Raw genomic sequence first — 19252 nt, forward strand, 5'->3', positions numbered from 1 at the left:
GTAAGATAAGTAGGTGTCTTATCATTCTCGTTCCAAAGGATTGTCGAATGTAAAGAGCGTTAGTTTCACAACTTGTCCATTGAAATTAGTCGTAGTGAAGTTGTAGCCATAGCTCTCAAGGTAGCCTGCAGGATCTTTCAGCAAGAGCCTCTCTTGCTTTCGGGTGTTCTCACGAGAAGTCTTTACATAGGTCCTGTCAAGGAAATAGATAGGCGTTGCTGTCTTAGGTTTTTCTATGCCAGTAACCGTCCAGTGATAATCCCCTTCTTCGGTTTCAGCCTCCATAACCAAGCCAGGCAGTCCTGTAAACTTCCAAGGACCATAGGAAAGTGGAATCTTGGTAGTGAACCATACCTTATAATTTCTTCCACGATAAGAACAGGTTGCGGCTGTACAATCGTAGTCTAAAAGCATTTTATGCTCGGTTGTAAGCTTCCATTGCATCTTTGGAGTAGCCTCTTGATAAAGGTAAGAGCCAGCCCCGTCCATATTGTAAATCACTGTTGTCTTTCCCTTTGGATAGCCAATATAGGTTTCACCAACATTAGCCACGAGTTTCATAGATGCTCTTGAGCCTCGCTTTCCATTACGTAGAAAGGCTTTAGCCATTCTTAGGTCGGCATTATGCTCACTCTCCACAAAGCTCTGGCACACCTTACGTCCGATGTAAGTATATACTTTCTCAAAGTCAGGATTATTCTGTCCTGATAGGTCATATTTGACAGTTAGATCATAAGAAACAATCAGCTGCGTTGTGTCGATTGCTGTATGCTTAAAAACATCCTGTTCCTTCATTTCCTGTGCATTTGCAGACACCGACAAGGTTAGCGCAATGAGTAGTAGTTTAATCTTCAAATTCATAGTTATATTATCTATTAGGTCAGTTGAAAACGAGTACAATTGTACGAAATCTTTTTGTAAAAAGCAAGTGAATGTCCCTTTAAGTTTAAATTATTTTTCTCTGTTGCGTGTAGACTTCCTTTCTCTATTCTTCAGTGCGTGAATATATATTGTTTGATAGTTGAGTAGTTTGTAAGTCTTCTTTCAAAGGAGTTTCATATAGGGTAATGTTAAGATATTAATAGGTTCGGATATGAAAAAGGCACACAGAGCCACAGAGGAAAAGGAGGAATAACGTAAATAAGCAGAGGTGCTGTGGGCACAAGGAGTAATAGAGGATCCTCTCACAATCAATATAGTTAGCAACTATACTCCTTTTCCCTATGTTCTGTCAGTGCCTCTGTGGATTCTATATTTTGCTAATTGATAAATCTCGGTATACTCTGTGGCTCTGTGTGAAACTTTATAATATCTTATATAGATTCGTTCTATTTGTGAAGAAAGGAACTGCTAATAATAAGGTTTGTAAAGATAATTCTAATATCGAAAATCAAAAGTGCGTAAATTGCCTTTCAATTAACGCCCTTTTAGCTTGCAAAAGATGCTCTTTAAGCCCCTTACTAACGCCCTTTTGGAGTCCAATTAAGCACCTTTTTTCTATCGCCTTTGTAACTAACTGATTTCCTGTTTGTTGCAAGCTTGCTTTTTATACGTGTTTTCCGCCTTTGTTTTAGGTGTTTTTTTGAATTTGTGTAAAGACTTTTCAATTCTGTTTTAGTAGAGAAAGTGGGATTGAAAAGAGAGTAGACTGATGTAAGAATGGGATAGAAAGTAATGTGTACTTCCTCTCACTGGAAAAATAAAAGTGTATTTTTTTGGTATTTATTATAAATTTTTGTAACTTTGTTCAGTATAATTTAAACTTAAATCATTTCTAAACATTATTAATCTATAAAAACAAAGACCTATGAAAATGACATTAGATAAAATTGATATCTCTGGTAATTTAAATAATTTTGCTCAGTACCTTGAAAAGACGGATAGAATTATTTTGTCTGCAAAGTTTGGCGATGGAAAAACCTATTTGCTGAATAAGTTGCGAAATGATGCAGTAATGAAAGATGAATATGAGTTCTTTACTATTTATCCAGTAAACTATTCTGTTGCAAAGAATGAGGACGTTTTTGAATATATTAAAAGAGATATTATTGTACAATTCTATGAAAAAAAGTTGCTTGAGAAAATTGATTTAAACGCTTTATTTGGTTCTGAATTTACCCTTAATGACTTGACATCTGTTGTGCCTTTCTTGCTTTCTTTGGTACCGCTGGGAGAGCTGTGCAATGAAGGCTATAGTAAGTTCCTTGAGATAAAGAAAAAATATGATGAGAAGAAGCACATCGTAGATAAGTATTTATCGCAGTTTGCTAATACAGCTGGCTGTATTCATGAAGAAGATGGATATACAAAACTGATAAAAAAGGCTATTAAATGGATTAGTCAAGACCATTCCTTAAATGGGAAAGTGAAGAAAGCAAAGAAGCCTGTATTGATAATAGAAGACTTAGACCGTTTAGATCCCAAGCATCTTTTTAGAATTCTTAATGTTGTGAGTGCGCACATAGACGATAGTAAGCAACCTGATATTGTCGGTAATAAATTTGGGTTTAATAACATTGTCTTGGTAATGGACTATGATGTGACTAAGCATATATTTCATCATTTCTATGGTGCGCAAGCTTGTTATGAAGGCTATATGAGTAAATTCTTGTCTCGTGAACCATTCAGATATAGTATAAAATCTATTATGATTCGAGATCTTGAGGCACAATTAGGAGAAAAACTTGGTATTCATGAATTATTGCCGTATCTTAAACATTTTAGGGAAAAACTTGCTGGGAGTTCATTGCGTGATTTATATAAACTCACACAAATTGATACTGATGACTATTTTAATGAATTTGAGTATTCTTATTTTGGGGGGAGTATACCAACATCTTTACCTTTATTTCATCTGATTATTTATATGATGGAAAGTGGTATGCCTGTTGAAAAGATAGAGGAGGATTTCGCATTACTCAATAAAATTATATTGCAATATTCAAATGATTATTTGAATCATTATGAAACAATTAAACTTTTATACCCAATGTATATTACGAACTCCCCTGATATAGAATATATAAAAGCTTATAATTCTGTCTATAATTTTAGGTTAGAGAGGACGGAAAATAGTTGTAAGGTTGTTGTAGAGAATGTGGTCGGATATAATGGTGATGCTATTTTATCTATTAGACAAGAGGATATAGGAAAAATAATTAAACCATTTCTAAAAACTCTTTCTATTTCTGCGAACTTATCAGCCTTGCGATTAGATTAGGCTGATGTTCTTAGACCTAAGTAGTGTTTTTGCATATATTATTTTTATCTTTGCCCTGTTGAACATATTAAATGGGAATTGGTCGTTACAAACCATAATGATATGTAGGACATTTAACCGATATATTTGGCTTCTAAATACGTTACCATAACCGATGACAAAAGAATATTAGTAATTAACAAAAACAAAAAAACATGAGAGCTATTACAGACGAGCATTTACACGCCTATCAAGAAGGAGGTTGCCTACAGAAATTATTCTATGTTATCAAGAAAGACCCTGAACTTTCCTTTGAAATCAGAATGAAAAATGAAGTTATGATATATCATCATAAGGACAGAATCTTAACGATACATTTCAGTAAAGGTAAGCCTTCTATTGACATCTTATCTGAAAAGTATTATAAGAACGCTACGCCACCTTCTGTCTCATTTAAGTATGATGACTTGGAAGAAACATTAAAGCAAACGGATCAATTAAGAAGATATTTTAAAGAGGCTAAACGTCTGGTAGATACTTACAAATCTGGTCTGGAGTTTGAAGTTCAGCAGAATATTGCTTTGGGAAACCATAGCTTTAACAATAGATTTGTTGTTGTGGATATGGAATGGCAACTTCCGCAAGCAGATATCAAGAAAGAAGAACGAATAAGTAGGACACGAATTGACCTTGTCGTGGTTGATACGCAGAAAAATGATAAGGGTGAGAATGATATTTATCTTGGTGAACTAAAGGTGGGAATGGATGCAATAGGAGGCAAGTCTGGGATAATCGACCATATAAAAAAGACTAATAAATTAATTTGTAGTCCCAAGGCTTGTGCTGTTCTTCGCAAGGATGTGGAAAGTATTATTCGTCAGAAAGGAGCTTTGGGATTGTTTGAAGGGGATTATACAGGGCTGAACTTGTCTGATACGCCTCGTATGATGATAATCCTTGCATATCGAGGAAACGAGGAAAAGAAAGCTCTGGAGAAACAAGAAGATATTGCAAAAGATACTGCAAGAGAACAGAAAATGGCAGAACCTTTGTTTGTTTGGCATAATGCACTAATTACATTGGAAGTTGGATGAAGATAAAAATACATAGAGGACTTGATCAGATAGGAGGTTGTATAACCGAGATATGGACAGATTCTTCCAGAGTTTTTATAGACTTTGGGCAGAATCTGCCGGGTAATGGAAAGCCAACAACTCCTAAAGAAGATGATCTTATGGTTGCTGATATTATTGGGAACAATGAGAAAGAGCATCAAGCGGTTTTCTATACGCATGCTCACGAAGACCATGTAGGACTGTTCAGGTATATCCCACTTGAACAGTATATTGGCGAAGGAAGTAAGGAACTCCTGCTTATCAAATATAATACACTTCTGGAAAGGTACGAGTTGGCAAAAAGTGCGAACCATCAGCTGCAGATATCCGATAGGGAAGCAGAACAACCGGAAGAGAGCTATCGCACAACAAAGACTCTCATAGACAAGCTGGAAACTTTTAGGACTTGGAAACGTGCAGCTCCTAAGGAGTGTCCAGTTCCTATAACGGTAGGTGATATTAGGGTTACACCTTTCTTCACCTGCCATAGCATTTATGATGCTCATATGTTTCTTGTTGAGGCTGATGGGAAACGTATTTGGCATACTGGCGATTATCGGCAGCATGGCTATATGGGTAAAGCTTTATTTCCTATGCTGAGAAGATATGCTACTAACATTGATTTGCTGATTACAGAAGGTACGATGCTTAAAAGGAAAGACAAATGTATTCATGAATGTGAAGTGTCAAGGAAGATGGAAAGTGTGATGCAAGCTTTCAAGTATGTCTTTGTACTCGCTTCGGCTACGGATATAGAACGATTGGCAAGTATTAAGGTGGCAGCAGAGACTGCAAATAAACCTTTGTGTATCTTGTCCTTGTTTATGAAAAGGACGATGGAAATCTTTACAGAGAGGGAATCCAGCCTATCACGTGGCTTGTTCTCCTTTGCACCTCTGTTTTATACTGATAAACTGTATGGTAAGCTGAAACGCAGAGGCTTCACGATCGTTGTTGGAACGTCACAGGCAGATAAGGTTAAGAAACTTCTTGATAAACTTCCACAAGAAGAGACGTTGCTCATATACTCATCTTGGGATGGATACTACAAGAATGCGGAGCAGGTAAAGGCAAATTCAAAGTACAAGGAGTTGCGTGAAATGTTCCATAATGTCGTGGATATCCATACATCAGGACATGCGGATAAAGCGACGATAAGGAAAGTTATAGAAACGGTCCGTCCAAAGGAGGTTATCTGTATCCATAAGGAAGCTGGCGCAACGTTGTAAGAGTTGTGTTACAGCATTGAATTATTTTGTTTCCATATTACAAAAATGATTACGAATCGATAATGAAAATCCTTCAAATCTCTGATACACATAATCGGCATCAACTGTTAACCAGTATGCCTGCAGCCGATGTTCTTGTCCATTGCGGTGACTTTACTGATATGGGGACGGAAGAGGAAGTGCTGGACTTCCTGAATTGGTTTATATTACTGCCTTATCCACAAAAGATATTCATTGTTGGCAACCATGACCTTTGCTTGTGGGAGGCAGCTGAGATAGAAGACTTGCCTGATAATGTTCACTTCCTTCAAGACCGGGGGTGTGAGATTGAGGGAGTCAAGTTCTTTGGTTTAGGATATAATCATCCAGAGAGCTTGATACCCAGGGGTATAGACGTTCTTGTGACCCATGAACCGCCAATCATGATATTGGACGAAAGCAACAACACACATTGGGGGAATAGTCCTCTTCGTAGTCAGGTGATGAGAACGAAACCTAAATATCATCTGTTTGGTCATGTTCATTCTGCTTACGGGATTGAGAAACATGAAGATATAGTGTTTTCAAATGGCTCTTCCCTTGATGATTATTATGAAGTTTGCCATAGTCCTCGTTTGATTACATTGTGATAATATGTTTTTTATAGTATGGTTAATTCGTTTCTCAATATAAAGTTTCTTATCATGTGCTGTTACGGTTGCCTGGTATAAGAATCTAAAACTCACAATTGATTATATTTGGAGAAATATATTCGTCCCCTTAAACCTTTTCAAAGGTGGGGACACAATTCTAATAATAAATTTCCTGTCACTTCTGTCACTCTGAATGAGGATGTAACAGGTTAGTTTACAGGTGTTTCTGTCTAAATGTTAAAATGACAGCAAACTGAAAATAAAAGTATTGTTAGATTTAGGTCTGTTATTCTCTCATGCTGTGAGCGTAATAGTGTAATGCTCCTTTCGCCTATCAGTTGTAATAAGAATGTGAAAACCAAGATGTAGATTTGGAGTTGTCATAGGAAAACGTTATATTTGCAGAAAATAAGCTGCACTCGGCAAATTGAAAGCAAGCTTTCTTTGCTCTCGTTTGCATTATTTTTGCAGAAAAATATAAACAGGAGGTATAATTATGGCAGGCACAATGACAAACATCGAGAACAAAACGATACGCATGTATTGGAACGCATTGCGTTCGATGAGTAAGAACATTCGGTTGGGCTTAGCTGTGAAGCTTACTAACTCTGTACTCGAGGAAGAACGCAAGGAAATGTCAGACGAAGCTTATACAGAAGAAATGCTTAATAAGTTTTTTGGGAAGTGGGAAGGAAACGAAACTGCTGAAGAATTGATGGGTATCATCAAGCAGAATTCGAGTTCAAGTGAACCAATTAGCTTTGAAGGCGTATGAAAAGTAAGAGCCAACATGGTCAGGTTTTGCTTGATAGCAATGTTCTAATTCATCTCTTACGTAAGAATGAAAGTGTACGGCAACACATCTTGGAAACAGGGTGGCGCAACTGTTGTGTGTCTGAGATTTCTATTGTCGAGTTACTTTATGGAGCAGAATGTAGTGCATATCCAGAAAAGAACCGTACTCTTTTGAAAGACTTGCTCAACCAACTTGAGATAATCCCTTTCTCTGTTTGTATCGAAGAGTTCTGTCGTCAGAAAGCTGTATTGCGAAGAAAGGGACAAATGATAGAAGATAATGACCTTTATATTGCCTCTACGGCACTTACGTTGGGGATTCCAGTGGCAACAGAGAATGTAAAACACCTTGCACGTATAGAAGGATTGGAAGTGCAGAACTGGGTTGAACGATAATTACGACTATTTTCTTAGTAAGTTTGTTTGGTTAAATAACAGATTCTTAACATTACTTGTTAAGAAGTGTTTTTCCTATTTAATGAATGGTAAAAACTTACCTTTTGTTGAAGTAAAAAGCTAACTTTGCTTGTACTTATAATGTATAGACATTTATAAAAACTAAAAGCATAAAACTATATTTACAATGAAAAGTTTAAAAGATATTCTGCCTTGGGAGGACCGTCCAGAAGGATGCAAGGATGTGATGTGGCGTTATTCAAAGAACCCAATCATCGATCGTTATCATATTCCAACATCAAACAGTATCTTCAATAGTGCTGTTGTTCCTTTTGAGGATGGCTTCGCTGGTGTGTTCCGTTGCGACAACAAGGCGGTGCAGATGAACATTTTTGCTGGTTTCAGTAAGGATGGTGTGAACTGGGAAATCAATCATGAGCCTATTAAGTTTGAGGCTGGTAACACTGAAATGATTGAGTCAGAGTATAAGTATGACCCACGTGTTACATGGATTGAGGACCGTTATTGGATTACTTGGTGTAACGGTTATCACGGACCAACAATCGGTATTGCTTACACCTTCGACTTCAAGAAGTTCTATCAGTGTGAGAATGCTTTTTTGCCATTCAACCGTAATGGCGTCCTCTTCCCAGAGAAGATCAATGGAAAGTATGCGATGTTGAGTCGTCCAAGCGACAATGGTCATACACCTTTCGGTGACATCTACATCAGCTTTAGCCCAGATATGAAGTATTGGGGCGAGCATCGTTGCGTAATGAAGGTTACTCCTTTCCCAGAGAGTGCATGGCAGTGTACGAAGATTGGTGCAGGTTCGGTTCCTTTCTTGACAGACGAAGGTTGGTTGCTCTTCTATCACGGTGTAATCACTACTTGTAATGGTTTCCGTTATTCGATGGGTGCAGCTATCCTTGACAAGGACAATCCAGAGAAGGTTCTCTATCGCACTCGTCCATATCTTCTTGCACCAAATGCACCTTATGAGTTACAGGGTGACGTGCCAAACGTTGTCTTCCCATGTGCTGCTTTGCAGGATGGCGAGCGTGTAGCCGTTTACTATGGTGCAGCTGATACCGTCGTTGGTATGGCATTTGGCTATATCAAGGACATCGTAGAGTTCACAAAGAACAATAGTATATTATAAGGTGTTAAGTGTTGGGTGTTGGGTGTTGATGAATTGTTAGGTGATAGGTGTTGGGTGTTGGGTGTTGATGAATTGTTAGGTGTTAGATGTTAGGTGTTGGGTGTTGATGAATTGCTTAGAAGTAAATAATGATAGCTTCATCACAATTCATCATCGCCCACCACCTAACACCCATCACCTATCATCTACTATTCATCACCACCCAACATCCAACACCCACCACCTACTATTCATCACCACCTAACACCCATCACTCATCACCCACTACCCACCACCCAAATGAATCATAAATTCCTATTAGTACTACTTCTTTCCTTGTCTTTTCTTTCGCTGAAAGCGGCTGACAAGGGTGGGGAAGAGCCTGTTGACCTTGTCAATCCTTTTATCGGAACATCGAATTTCGGTACTACCAATCCGGGAGCAGTATGCCCTAACGGATTGATGTCAGTCGTACCATTCAACGTAATGGGTTCTGATTTGAATAAATATGACAAGGATGCACGCTGGTGGTCAACTCCTTACGAATATCATAATGTCTTTTTCACTGGTTATTCTCACGTCAATCTAAGTGGTGTGGGTTGTCCAGAAGTAGGCTCATTGTTGCTTATGCCAACGACAGGAAAGTTGAACGTTGATTATAAGGAGTACGGAAGTACATACGACAAGGAGGTTGCACACCCCGGTTATTATTCTAATTATCTGAAAAAGTATAATGTGAAGACAGAGGTAACAGCTACTCCTCGCAGTTCTGTTGCACGTTTCACATTCCCGAAAGGAGAAAGTCATATCTTGTTGAACCTCGGTGAAGGACTCACAAATGAGTCTGGTGCCATGGTGAAGAAGGTGAGCGACACAGAGTATGAGGGTATGAAGTTGCAGGGTACATTCTGTTATAACCCTCAGGCTGTATTCCCAATTTACTTCGTGATGCGTGTCAGCAAGAAACCAACGGAGGCTGGCTATTGGAAGAAACAGCGTCCGATGACAGGCGTAGAGGCTGAGTGGGATGTCGACAATGGCAAGTTCAAGCTTTATAAGACCTATAACAAAGAACTCTCTGGCGATGATATCGGTGTATGGATGAACTTCAACACTGAGGCTGACGAGCAGGTAGAGGTACAGATGGGTGTGTCATTCGTAAGTATGGCAAACGCTCGTGAGAACCTTGATGCCGAACAGCGTGGAAAGAACTTCGACGCCATTCGTGCTGAGGCGCGTGCTAAGTGGAATGATGATCTCTCTCGCATCCTCGTTGAGGGTGGTACAAAGACAGAGCGCACCATCTTCTATACAGCTCTTTATCACGTCCTCATCCACCCAAATATCCTGCAGGATGTCAACGGACAATACCCTGCCATGGAGGGTGATGAGATTCGAACGGTGAAGGAGGGCAATCGTTATACGGTCTTCTCGTTGTGGGATACCTATCGCAATGTGCATCAGTTGCTTACATTGGTTTATCCAAATCGTCAGCGTGATATGATTCGTTCGATGATTGGAATGTACGAGGAGCATGGCTGGATGCCAAAGTGGGAACTCTTTAGTCGTGAGACTTACACGATGGAAGGCGACCCAGCCATTCCCGTTATCACTGATTCTTGGTTGAAAGGTCTGCGTGGTTATGATATTAACAAGGCTTATGAAGCCTTCCGAAAGTCGGCTTTGACAAAGGGAAGCGAGAACCCTCTGCGCCCAGATAACGACGAATACATGGAGAAGGGTTATGTAGCTTTACACGAGAAGTTCGATAATTCCGTCTCTCATGCCCTCGAATACTACATTGCCGACAATGCCCTTTCACGCTTGGCTACGGCATTGGGTAAGAAAGACGATGCCCGTCTGTTCCACAATCGTGCTTTGGGTTATCGCCATTACTTCAGTAAGGAGTTTGGTTTGTTGCGCCCCTTGATGCCAGACGGCACCTTCTATAAGCCTTTTGATCCAAAGCAGGGAGAGAACTTCGAACCATCACCAGGCTTCCACGAAGGTAATGCTTGGAACTATACTTTCTATGTTCCGCATGACGTTATGGGACTTGCAAAGCTCATGGGAGGACAGAAAAACTTTGTAAACAAGCTCCAGAGCGTGTTTGACAAGGGTTATTACGACCCTGCCAATGAGCCAGATATCGCTTATCCTCACCTCTTCTCTTATTTCAAAGGCGACGAGTGGCGTACACAGGTACAGACACGCAGACTCTTGAAGGAGTATTTCAAGAATGCACCAGAGGGCATCCCGGGTAATGATGATACTGGAACAATGTCGGCTTGGGCTGTGTTCAATATGATAGGTTTCTATCCTGACTGTCCGGGCGATCCATCTTATACGCTCACTTCGCCAGTCTTTGACAAGGTGACTATCCGTTTGGATAAGGCACAGTGGGGCAGAGATAACCTTGTGATTGAGACTGTTCGTCCAAATGATGAGGCTGTTGTCATCAAGAAGATGGAATTAGGTGGTAAGCCATTGAACCGCTATCGCATTACGAATGACGAACTCTTGAAGGGCGGAGTATTGAAGTTCTATCTAAAGTAAACGACTACTACCCATCAAACCTCCCACGCTTCCGACGGTCTTTAATGTCTTATTACATTATATATAATGATAAAAACAGACATTGTTTGCCGTCTTCTATCCTTGTCCGAACGCTTCGGACAAGTTGTGTGGAGCCTTAACACAAGTTGTGCGGAGCCTTAGCACATTTGGTGCGGAGGCTTAATACGAAACAAAAAGGTGGCAGTTTGGAAGGCAGTCTACTATCAGAAAGGTCTTGAATGACCACAGATAGGAATACAGACAGCCGACAGCCATCGAAGAAAGAGACATAAAGTAAAAACAAATAATAAAGAAATAAAACCGAAATTTATACTCACGTTATGAGAAAAAAAGTTCTTTTGAGTGCAGTTTTCCTGTTGTTTGCAGCAGCTGTTTCTATGCCTGTTGCAGCTCAAAACATCATTCCACAACCTGAGAATATCAGTCTTTTGAAGGGTCAATTCAAGCTGAATAAGGGTACGAAGATTGTAACCAATCTTACAGGTCGTGATTTTAAGGTGTTAAATCAGTACACTTCTGAGGTGCTGAAGCATCCATTAGCATACGCAAAGAATCCTTCTAAGCAGGGCGTTTTCCGCTTGATTTGCAAGGGAACAGCCAAGCAGGCAGCTCAGGCAATGGACAGCGTTCGTCTGCAAGGTTATGAGTTGGAGGTTACACCAAAGGGTATCACCATTCAGGCACTGACTCCAACGGGCTTGTTCTATGGTTTGCAAACCGTTCGCCAGCTCGAAAAGGATGGCCAGATTGCTTGTGTAAAAGTGAAAGATACGCCACGTTTTGCTTATCGTGGTTTGATGATCGACTGCTCTCGACACTTTTGGTCGAAAGACTTCTTAAAGAAACAGCTCGATGCGATGGCTTATTTCAAGCTCGACCGCTTCCACTGGCACCTCACCGATGGTGGTGGATGGCGCATGGAGGTGGAGAAATATCCTCGACTGACAGACGAAGCCTCTTATCGCACACAGTCTGATTGGACAAAGTGGTGGATGGATAACGACCGCAAGTATTGTCATAAGAATACGCAAGGTGCCTACGGTGGCTATTACACACAGGAAGATATCAAGGATATCGTACGCTATGCAGCTGCGCGCCACATTGAGGTAATCCCAGAGATAGAGATGCCTGGTCATAGTGATGAGGTTGTTTATGCTTACCCAGAGTTGTCATGTACAGGCAAACCTTATACACAGTCAGACCTCTGTGTAGGTAAGGAAGCCACCTATACCTTCATGGAGAACGTGTTGAAAGAGGTAATGCAACTCTTCCCTTCTAAGTACATCCATATCGGAGGAGACGAGGCAGAGCGCCGCACATGGAAGACTTGTCCTGATTGTCAGAAGGTGATGAAGGAGAATCACTTAAAAGATGTAGCCGAGTTGCAGAGCCATTTCACCCATCGTATGGAAGAATTCTTGAACCGTAATGGTCGTAAACTCCTCGGTTGGGATGAGATTATGGAAGGTAAGTTGGCTCCTAACGCAGCTGTGATGTCATGGCGTGGAACAGAAGCTGGTATCGAAGCTGCAACAAGTAAGCACCATGTAGTGATGGCTCCACAGCAGTTCTATTATCTGAATATGTATCAGGACAATCCGATGGAACAGCCAAAGGCACAGGGCGGATATACTCGTTTGGATAAGACTTACAACTATGAGCCAATCCCTGCAGAGTACAAAGGAAGCAATCTTGAGAAATATATGGATGGCGTTCAGGCGTGTGTATGGACCGAATTCATCGCTGAACCAAGCCATTTAGAGTATATGCTCTATCCTCGTCTGTTAGCTTTGGCAGAGACAGGTTGGACAAAGAAGCGCACCGGTTACGACAACTTCCGCAAGAGAGCAGTCGTAAATGTAGACCGACTGAAGCGTGCGGGCTATAATGCCTTTGACCTCTCAAAGGAGAAGGGGTCACGTATGGAAAGCCGTAGTGTGACACAGCATGAGGCATTGGGTAAGCCAGTGACTTATCTTGGACGTTATGCAGAGAAGTATCGTGCCGAAGGTGATAACACACTGACCAATGGTTTGCGTGGCGATTGGGGCTATCTTGAGGGTCGTTGGCAGGGCTTTATCGACAGTACTGGTGTGGATGTAGTAGTTGATATGGGTAAGGTTACGGACATCCGTGACGTTCGTGTTGACTTTATGCACCTCTATGAATCGGTTATCTATACGCCAGAGACAATTGAGTTGATGGTGTCAGACGATGGTAAGAACTTCAAGACGATTGACACGGTACGACCAGGTATTAAGGCTTCAGAGGATTATCTCGTCTATCCTTACAAGTGGAAAGGAGATGTCAAAGGTCGTTATGTGCGTGTGAAGGCACTCCCTCGCGAGAAAGGCGCATGGATTTTTACAGACGAAATCATCGTCAATCAGAAGTAAACGAATACTTGATGAGCCGTTGAATGACGGCTTTGTCAAGACATATAAGACAAGAAGATTAAAACAATTCAGTATATGAAAAAAAGGTTCTTAACTTTAATGGCGTTTGCTGCAACCAGTCTTTTCGCTTTTGCGCAGGACTATACGCAGTATGTTGACCCATTTATTGGAACAGGCGGACACGGACATGTGTTCCTTGGAGCTAATGTTCCATTCGGTAACATTCAGGCTGGTCCTACACAGAAGAAGCAGGGCTGGGACTGGTGTTCTGGTTATCATTACAGCGATTCAACAGTTATCGGATTCGGACAGATGCACCTTAGCGGTACGGGTATTGGTGACTTGGGTGATGTATCACTCCTCCCTACTACCAATCCAGCACAGCGTGAGGTGAAGTTTGCTCATCGTGCCGAGCATGTAAGCCCAGGTTACTATTCTGTAATGTTGGCTTCTGGTGTTCGTGTAGAGTTGACTGCCACCCAGCGTGTAGCCTTCCATCGTTACGCTTTCCCTGCTGATGTAACAAAGGGTTACGTTATTTTGAACCTCTCTCAGGGTATCGGTTGGGACAAGATGACCTCTTGCAGCTTTAAGCAGGAGTCGGCTAAGACCGTCAGTGGCTACCGTATGTCACAAGGATGGGCTAAAGACCAGCGCGTTTACTTTGTGGCAGAGTTCTCACAGCCTGTTAAGTTGGAGTCAAACGAGCGTGATACGATTGGTGTCTTTGCTTTCGACAATGCTGAGCAGCCACTTCTCGTGAAGGTAGGAATCTCTGCAGTGAGTGTTGAGAACGCTCGATTGAATATGCAGAAGGAACTTCCAGGTTGGGACTTCCGCAATGCTGTTGCTCAGGCAAAGGATGAGTGGAACCATGAGTTGAGTAAGATTGCAATCAAGACACAGGACGAGAGTGCAAGAAAGATATTCTATACAGCATTGTATCACTCAATGATTGCACCTTCTGTCTTCAATGATGTAAACGGCGAATACCGTGGTGCAGATGGTAAGACACATAAGGGTGACTTCACTGATTATGCCACCTTCTCGCTTTGGGACACCTATCGTGCAGCGCATCCATTGATGACGATTATCCATCCAGAGAAGCAACGCGACATCGCACAGACGATGCTTCATATCTTTAAGGAGCAGGGTAAGTTGCCAGTATGGCACCTTGTGGGTAACGAAACCGACTGTATGATTGGTAACCCAGGCGTTCCTGCCCTCGTTGATATCGCACTGAAAGGCTTTGATGTAGATAAGAATGCAGTCTTTGAGGCTGCTAAGGCGTCTGCTATGCTTGATGAGCGTGGTATGGGATTGTTGAAGAAGTATGGTTATATTCCTTGTGATCTCGACCCAGAGCATGAGACAGTAGCAAAGGGATTGGAGTATGCTTTGGCTGATGCATGTATTGCAAAACTCGCCAAGGAATTGGGTAAGACAGCTGATTATAAGTACTTCTCAAAGCGCAGCCAGTCATATCGTGACTTCTACTTTGATAAGAAGACGAAGTTTATGCGTGGTGTAACATCTACTGGTAAGTTCCGTGAACCATTCGATCCATTCAGTACTGTACATCGTCAGGACGACTATGCAGAGGGTAATGCTTGGCAGTATGTATGGCTTGTTCCACACGATGTGCACGGTCTTGTAGCTGCTTTCGGTGGTGAGAAGCCATTTGTTTCAAAGCTCGACTCCCTTTTCATCGTTAGTGGTGACATGGGAGCAGAGGCTTCACCAGACATCACTGGTCTGATTGGTCAGTACGCTCACGGTAATGAGCCAAGCCATCATATCCTCTATATGTACAACTATGTGGGTCAGCCTTGGAAGGCAGCGGATAAGATTCGCTATGTACTCAAGAACTTATACCACGACGACTTCGATGGATTGAGTGGTAACGAGGATGTGGGTCAGATGTCTGCATGGTACATTCTTTCCTCTCTTGGCATGTATCAGGTTGAGCCTGCAGGTGGCAAGTATATCTTCGGTACACCGCTCTTTGATGAGGCTACGGTGAACGTTGGAGGTGGTAAGACCTTCCGCATAGTGGCACATAACAACAGCGATAAGAATATTTATATTCAGAGTGCTAAGTTGAATGGCAAGCCTTATACCCGTTCTTACATCGACTTCAAGGACATCAAACGTGGTGGAACACTTGAGTTTGTAATGGGTAGCAAGCCTTCTCAGTTTGGTGTTAAGCCTGCTGATAGACCCTAAAAGTTTTTGGAGTTAAGGTGTTAAGGAGTTGAAGGGAGTTAAGACAAATGTATTGTTGGACTATATTAATAAAAAACATTACGTTGATATTGAAGTCATCAGATTTTGACCCATATAACATTTGTCTTAACTCCCTTCAACTCCTTAACTCCTTCACTCCTAATAGTGCATCAATCTTTAATACTAATAAATAACTATGCCTAATTTTAATGATGTTGTATCACAGTTCCGCATTGAGGGAACTGTTGAGAGTGTAAGTCCAATTGGTAATGGACTGATTAATGAAACACTGCGTGTAAAAACTGTAGATGCTAATACGCCTGATTATATCTTGCAGCGTATTAACAACGCTATATTCACCGATGTAGACCTGTTGCAGCATAATATCGAACTTGTAACTGACCATATCCGCCACAAGTTGATGGAGAAGGGTGAGACTGATATCGAACGTAAGTGTCTGCGTTTCATACAGGCTAAGGACGGTAAGACCTACTACAAGGATGCTGACAACCTCTACTGGCGTGTGAGTGTGTTCATTCCTAACGCTGTTACAAAAGAGGAAGTAAACCCAGAGAGCGCATTCTGCTGTGGTGAAACCTTCGGTAACTTCCAGAATATGTTGGTCGATTTGAAGGAACCATTGGGAGAAACAATTCCAGACTTCCACAACATGGAACTTCGTTTGCGCCAGTTGCGTGAGGCTGTAAGTGCTGATAAGGCTGATAGAGTGGCTTCTGTGAAGGATATGATTGCTGAGTTAGAGAGCTATGCAAACGAGATGTGCCTTGCTGAACGCCTCTATCGTGAGGGCACATTGCCTAAGCGTATCTGCCACTGTGATACAAAGGTGAACAATATGATGTTTGACAAGGATGGTAAGGTGCTCTGTGTTATCGATCTCGATACCGTAATGCCAAGCTTTATCTTCTCTGATTATGGTGACTTCCTGCGCACTGGTGCTAACCACGTGGCTGAGGATAGCGACAATTACGATGCTGTCGGACTGAAAGAAGATGTCTTTTGCTCATTCACTGAAGGCTATCTTAGTACGGCAGGCAACTTCCTTACCCCTGTAGAGACCAGTCACTTGCCTTACGCTGTAGCACTGTTCCCATACATGCAGTGCGTTCGTTTCTTGACAGATTACATCAACGGAGACGTTTATTTCAAGGTGAAATACCCAGAGCATAACCTCGTTCGCTCACGTAATCAGCTCTTGCTCTATCGTGACGTACGTCGTCATGACCAGATGATGGCTGACTTTGTGAAGAAAATATTGAAGCAATGAAACAATTAAAGGTAAAACGTTTGGAGTGTCAGCAGGTGAAAGCTGTTGACATTCCAGCCCTTTTCAAGGATAATAGCGTATCTTATAATATGATAGATACAGTAGACTGGGCAGCAGAATTCCCTTATTGTCCACAGGTTGAGTTTGCTATTGCTCATAAAGGCGATACCATTCTGTTGCATTATCGAGTTGAAGAAGACTGCGTGCGTGCTGAGGCTGGCACCGACTTAGGTCCAGTTTGGCAGGACTCATGCTGTGAGTTCTTCTGTAGTCCTGATGAGGAAGGAGGCTATTATAACCTTGAAAGCAACTGTATCGGTACGATATTGCTGTGCAATGGACAGGGACGAGAGAATCGTACTCATGCTCCAGCAGCCGCCTTAGAGCAGATTGATCGTTGGGCATCTTTGGGTCGTGAACCCTTCGAGATGAGAGAGGGACGACAGGCATGGGAACTCACACTCGTTGTTCCTGTTAGTTCTTACTTCCGTCATACAATAGAGAATCTCTCTGGAAAGACGATAAGAGCCAATTTCTATAAGTGTGGTGACAAGACATCGCAGCCTCATTTCCTCTCCTGGAATCCTATTGCCTTGCCTTCTCCCGACTTCCATTGTCCTGCTTTCTTTGGTGAACTGAACTTTGAGTAATCGATAAAAGAAATAAAATGTAGTAAGTTTTAGGGGTATGAAAAAGTCCCTATCACTTACTACATTTCTTTTTTATATATCCGAAGGAATGGTTTTTCCGTTAAATACGTAGATATATTTCGTATAGCACTAACGGAAGATGCGAGGTTACTCATTAAATAAAGACATGACTAAGGCGCTCATCTTCCTATTTTATTGTTATCCTTCGATACAGAAAACCTTTTCATTTTGATACTTCAAAAACCGCAGATAGGGTTCTGAAAAATCATTACATTATTTCAAGTAAAACATCTATAAATAAGGGTGAAATCACGAATAAAAAGTGAGTTCATAACCTGCAGGAAGTCAATTAGTTATAAAGTAATAAAGTAAAAGATGCCTAATTGCACTTCAAAAGGGCGTTAGCAAAGAGCTTAAAGGGCACCTTTTGCAAATCAATTAAGCGTCTTTTAGAAGCCAAAAGAGCATGTGTTAGTTTTGAATAATATAAAAATAGTTTACAAACATCAGAAATATGAGAATAAAGGATATTGTCTTTTAAAGGTAAATAAATGGTGCTTATGTTTACTTTCGGTTAAGACTTTAATTATTGTGATGTTTCAACTCTTGCGCTATGCAAGAAATACTGGCGTCACGAAAAATAATTTTTGGTTTACTTGGAAATGAGAAACTTATTCCTTACCTTTGCAAAGTAGTATATATCAACTACATCAATAACTTAGCTTAGTTGCTTTTTAGCAGTTACAATATATTACAATTATGGGAACAGACGCATAACTACATACCTTTTATACACCGATAATCATACATGAAATTGTGGGATTTTTTAAGGACATATAAATCAAGTACATGTTCTTTCCTTGCATCATTTTGTTCTATACTTAGTATAATATTAATGCTTGTGAGCAATGAGACTTATACGCTTATTGCTTTAATTGTCTTATGCCTTGGGTTTATAATTTTAATATATGGGATCCTCAGAGGTATAAATAAAATCATTTTAGATAATTCTTCAGAAGACTATCGTCGCATCTCCTCCTTCTGTATCTTTCAGTCACATGATGGGGTAAAATCTACATTTGAATCTTTTCGAATGATACAATGTAAGCGTTTGTTTCTTACTGACATACCCTATAATTTCAAATGGACAGGAAGTATTCGCCCAAAGTTGTCATCTACATCGCAAATCATAGAAGACATTGTCTTTCATGATGATGAAAAGAAATGGGATGAAGCAAAGATAAAGTTTAAACATCCCCTTAAATACAATGAGAGTACAGTTATTCATATAAAGACTGAGAATGATGATCCTGACCATAAGGCACAGCCGTGGATTAGCTGTAAGTTAGACTCTCCTATAGATATGATGACTTTCCGCGTCTTGTTATCATACAAAGATGCAAACTTTAATAAGCCAGCAATACTTGAATACAAGGATCTGAATACGCAGATAGATGGTGACTATAAAGCCTTAGAAAGTGTTCCTTTTGATAAGGGAAACAAAATGTATTCTTATTGTTGTGCTAATCCGCAGCCTGGTCGTATATACAGACTAAGATGGGAGAGGTAAAGAATCATATTAGTAATCAAGGATATTAGAATAGATTC

The 19252-nt window shown here is 40.9% G+C and carries 14 protein-coding genes; 13 read left to right on the top strand and 1 reads right to left on the bottom strand.

Annotated elements, in window-relative coordinates; genetic code table 11:
- Window positions 1-21 precede the first annotated feature (21 nt).
- Entirely contained in the window at window positions 22-861 is an 840-nt protein-coding gene (locus tag HMPREF0659_RS07210; protein WP_044046018.1) for a GLPGLI family protein, read from the bottom strand.
- A 946-nt stretch (window positions 862-1807) separates the two neighbouring features.
- Here HMPREF0659_RS07210 and HMPREF0659_RS07215 point away from each other — a divergent pair.
- The 13 genes from HMPREF0659_RS07215 (at window position 1808) to HMPREF0659_RS07275 (ending at window position 19214) form a co-directional block, all read left to right on the top strand.
- The gene (locus HMPREF0659_RS07215) at window positions 1808-3220 is read left to right on the top strand and encodes a P-loop NTPase fold protein (RefSeq protein WP_013265789.1); all 1413 of its coding nucleotides are present in this window, start codon (window positions 1808-1810) and stop codon (window positions 3218-3220) included.
- Between the two features lie 194 nt (window positions 3221-3414).
- A complete protein-coding gene (locus HMPREF0659_RS07220; protein ID WP_013265145.1) occupies window positions 3415-4293 on the top strand; it encodes a hypothetical protein in 879 nt (292 codons plus the stop codon).
- Complete coding sequence (locus HMPREF0659_RS07225) at window positions 4290-5543, top strand: MBL fold metallo-hydrolase (protein WP_013265858.1); 1254 nt, start codon at window positions 4290-4292, stop codon at window positions 5541-5543. The genes HMPREF0659_RS07220 and HMPREF0659_RS07225 overlap by 4 nt, the downstream gene beginning before the upstream one ends.
- A 62-nt stretch (window positions 5544-5605) precedes the next feature.
- On the top strand, window positions 5606-6172 hold the full coding sequence (locus HMPREF0659_RS07230; protein WP_044046019.1) for a metallophosphatase domain-containing protein: 567 nt from the start codon (window positions 5606-5608) through the stop codon (window positions 6170-6172).
- Window positions 6173-6671: 499 nt separating this feature from the next.
- The gene (locus HMPREF0659_RS07235) at window positions 6672-6950 is read left to right on the top strand and encodes a hypothetical protein (RefSeq protein ID WP_044046020.1); all 279 of its coding nucleotides are present in this window, start codon (window positions 6672-6674) and stop codon (window positions 6948-6950) included.
- Window positions 6947-7366: a type II toxin-antitoxin system VapC family toxin gene (locus HMPREF0659_RS07240; protein ID WP_013265839.1), complete on the top strand. Its 420-nt coding sequence runs from the start codon at window positions 6947-6949 to the stop codon at window positions 7364-7366. Before HMPREF0659_RS07235 ends, HMPREF0659_RS07240 begins: the two co-directional genes overlap by 4 nt.
- Before the next feature lie 187 nt (window positions 7367-7553).
- Entirely contained in the window at window positions 7554-8528 is a 975-nt protein-coding gene (locus HMPREF0659_RS07245; RefSeq protein ID WP_004359255.1) for a glycoside hydrolase family 130 protein, read from the top strand.
- A 249-nt stretch (window positions 8529-8777) separates the two neighbouring features.
- The gene (locus tag HMPREF0659_RS07250; protein ID WP_262502352.1) at window positions 8778-11063 is read left to right on the top strand and encodes a GH92 family glycosyl hydrolase; all 2286 of its coding nucleotides are present in this window, start codon (window positions 8778-8780) and stop codon (window positions 11061-11063) included.
- Window positions 11064-11404: 341 nt separating this feature from the next.
- Window positions 11405-13480: a glycoside hydrolase family 20 protein gene (locus HMPREF0659_RS07255; RefSeq protein ID WP_044046021.1), complete on the top strand. Its 2076-nt coding sequence runs from the start codon at window positions 11405-11407 to the stop codon at window positions 13478-13480.
- A 75-nt stretch (window positions 13481-13555) separates the two neighbouring features.
- Window positions 13556-15706 carry a GH92 family glycosyl hydrolase gene (locus tag HMPREF0659_RS07260; protein ID WP_044046022.1) on the top strand — a complete coding sequence of 717 codons (2151 nt, stop codon included), beginning with the start codon at window positions 13556-13558 and terminating at the stop codon, window positions 15704-15706.
- A 196-nt stretch (window positions 15707-15902) separates the two neighbouring features.
- Entirely contained in the window at window positions 15903-16994 is a 1092-nt protein-coding gene (locus HMPREF0659_RS07265) for a phosphotransferase enzyme family protein (RefSeq protein WP_013265177.1), read from the top strand.
- A complete protein-coding gene (locus HMPREF0659_RS07270) occupies window positions 16991-17644 on the top strand; it encodes a carbohydrate-binding family 9-like protein (protein WP_013265621.1) in 654 nt (217 codons plus the stop codon). The genes HMPREF0659_RS07265 and HMPREF0659_RS07270 overlap by 4 nt, the downstream gene beginning before the upstream one ends.
- A gap of 1093 nt (window positions 17645-18737) precedes the next feature.
- Window positions 18738-19214 carry a hypothetical protein gene (locus HMPREF0659_RS07275; protein WP_013265788.1) on the top strand — a complete coding sequence of 159 codons (477 nt, stop codon included), beginning with the start codon at window positions 18738-18740 and terminating at the stop codon, window positions 19212-19214.
- The last annotated feature ends 38 nt before the right edge of the window (window positions 19215-19252 follow it).

Source organism: Prevotella melaninogenica ATCC 25845 (assembly GCF_000144405.1).
In the GTDB taxonomy this organism is placed as follows: domain Bacteria; phylum Bacteroidota; class Bacteroidia; order Bacteroidales; family Bacteroidaceae; genus Prevotella; species Prevotella melaninogenica.

Bases quoted from the DNA above. Each gene is read 5' to 3' on its own strand.
- HMPREF0659_RS07230 (WP_044046019.1), top strand. From the start codon at position 5,606: ATGAAAATCCTTCAAATCTCTGATACACATAATCGGCATCAACTGTTA.
- HMPREF0659_RS07255 (WP_044046021.1), top strand. From the start codon at position 11,405: ATGAGAAAAAAAGTTCTTTTGAGTGCAGTTTTCCTGTTGTTTGCAGCA.
- HMPREF0659_RS07265 (WP_013265177.1), top strand. From the start codon at position 15,903: ATGCCTAATTTTAATGATGTTGTATCACAGTTCCGCATTGAGGGAACT.
- HMPREF0659_RS07220 (WP_013265145.1), top strand. From the start codon at position 3,415: ATGAGAGCTATTACAGACGAGCATTTACACGCCTATCAAGAAGGAGGT.
- HMPREF0659_RS07235 (WP_044046020.1), top strand. From the start codon at position 6,672: ATGGCAGGCACAATGACAAACATCGAGAACAAAACGATACGCATGTAT.
- HMPREF0659_RS07210 (WP_044046018.1), bottom strand. From the start codon at position 861: ATGAATTTGAAGATTAAACTACTACTCATTGCGCTAACCTTGTCGGTG.
- HMPREF0659_RS07225 (WP_013265858.1), top strand. From the start codon at position 4,290: ATGAAGATAAAAATACATAGAGGACTTGATCAGATAGGAGGTTGTATA.
- HMPREF0659_RS07270 (WP_013265621.1), top strand. From the start codon at position 16,991: ATGAAACAATTAAAGGTAAAACGTTTGGAGTGTCAGCAGGTGAAAGCT.
- HMPREF0659_RS07245 (WP_004359255.1), top strand. From the start codon at position 7,554: ATGAAAAGTTTAAAAGATATTCTGCCTTGGGAGGACCGTCCAGAAGGA.
- HMPREF0659_RS07240 (WP_013265839.1), top strand. From the start codon at position 6,947: ATGAAAAGTAAGAGCCAACATGGTCAGGTTTTGCTTGATAGCAATGTT.
- HMPREF0659_RS07260 (WP_044046022.1), top strand. From the start codon at position 13,556: ATGAAAAAAAGGTTCTTAACTTTAATGGCGTTTGCTGCAACCAGTCTT.
- HMPREF0659_RS07275 (WP_013265788.1), top strand. From the start codon at position 18,738: ATGATACAATGTAAGCGTTTGTTTCTTACTGACATACCCTATAATTTC.
- HMPREF0659_RS07215 (WP_013265789.1), top strand. From the start codon at position 1,808: ATGAAAATGACATTAGATAAAATTGATATCTCTGGTAATTTAAATAAT.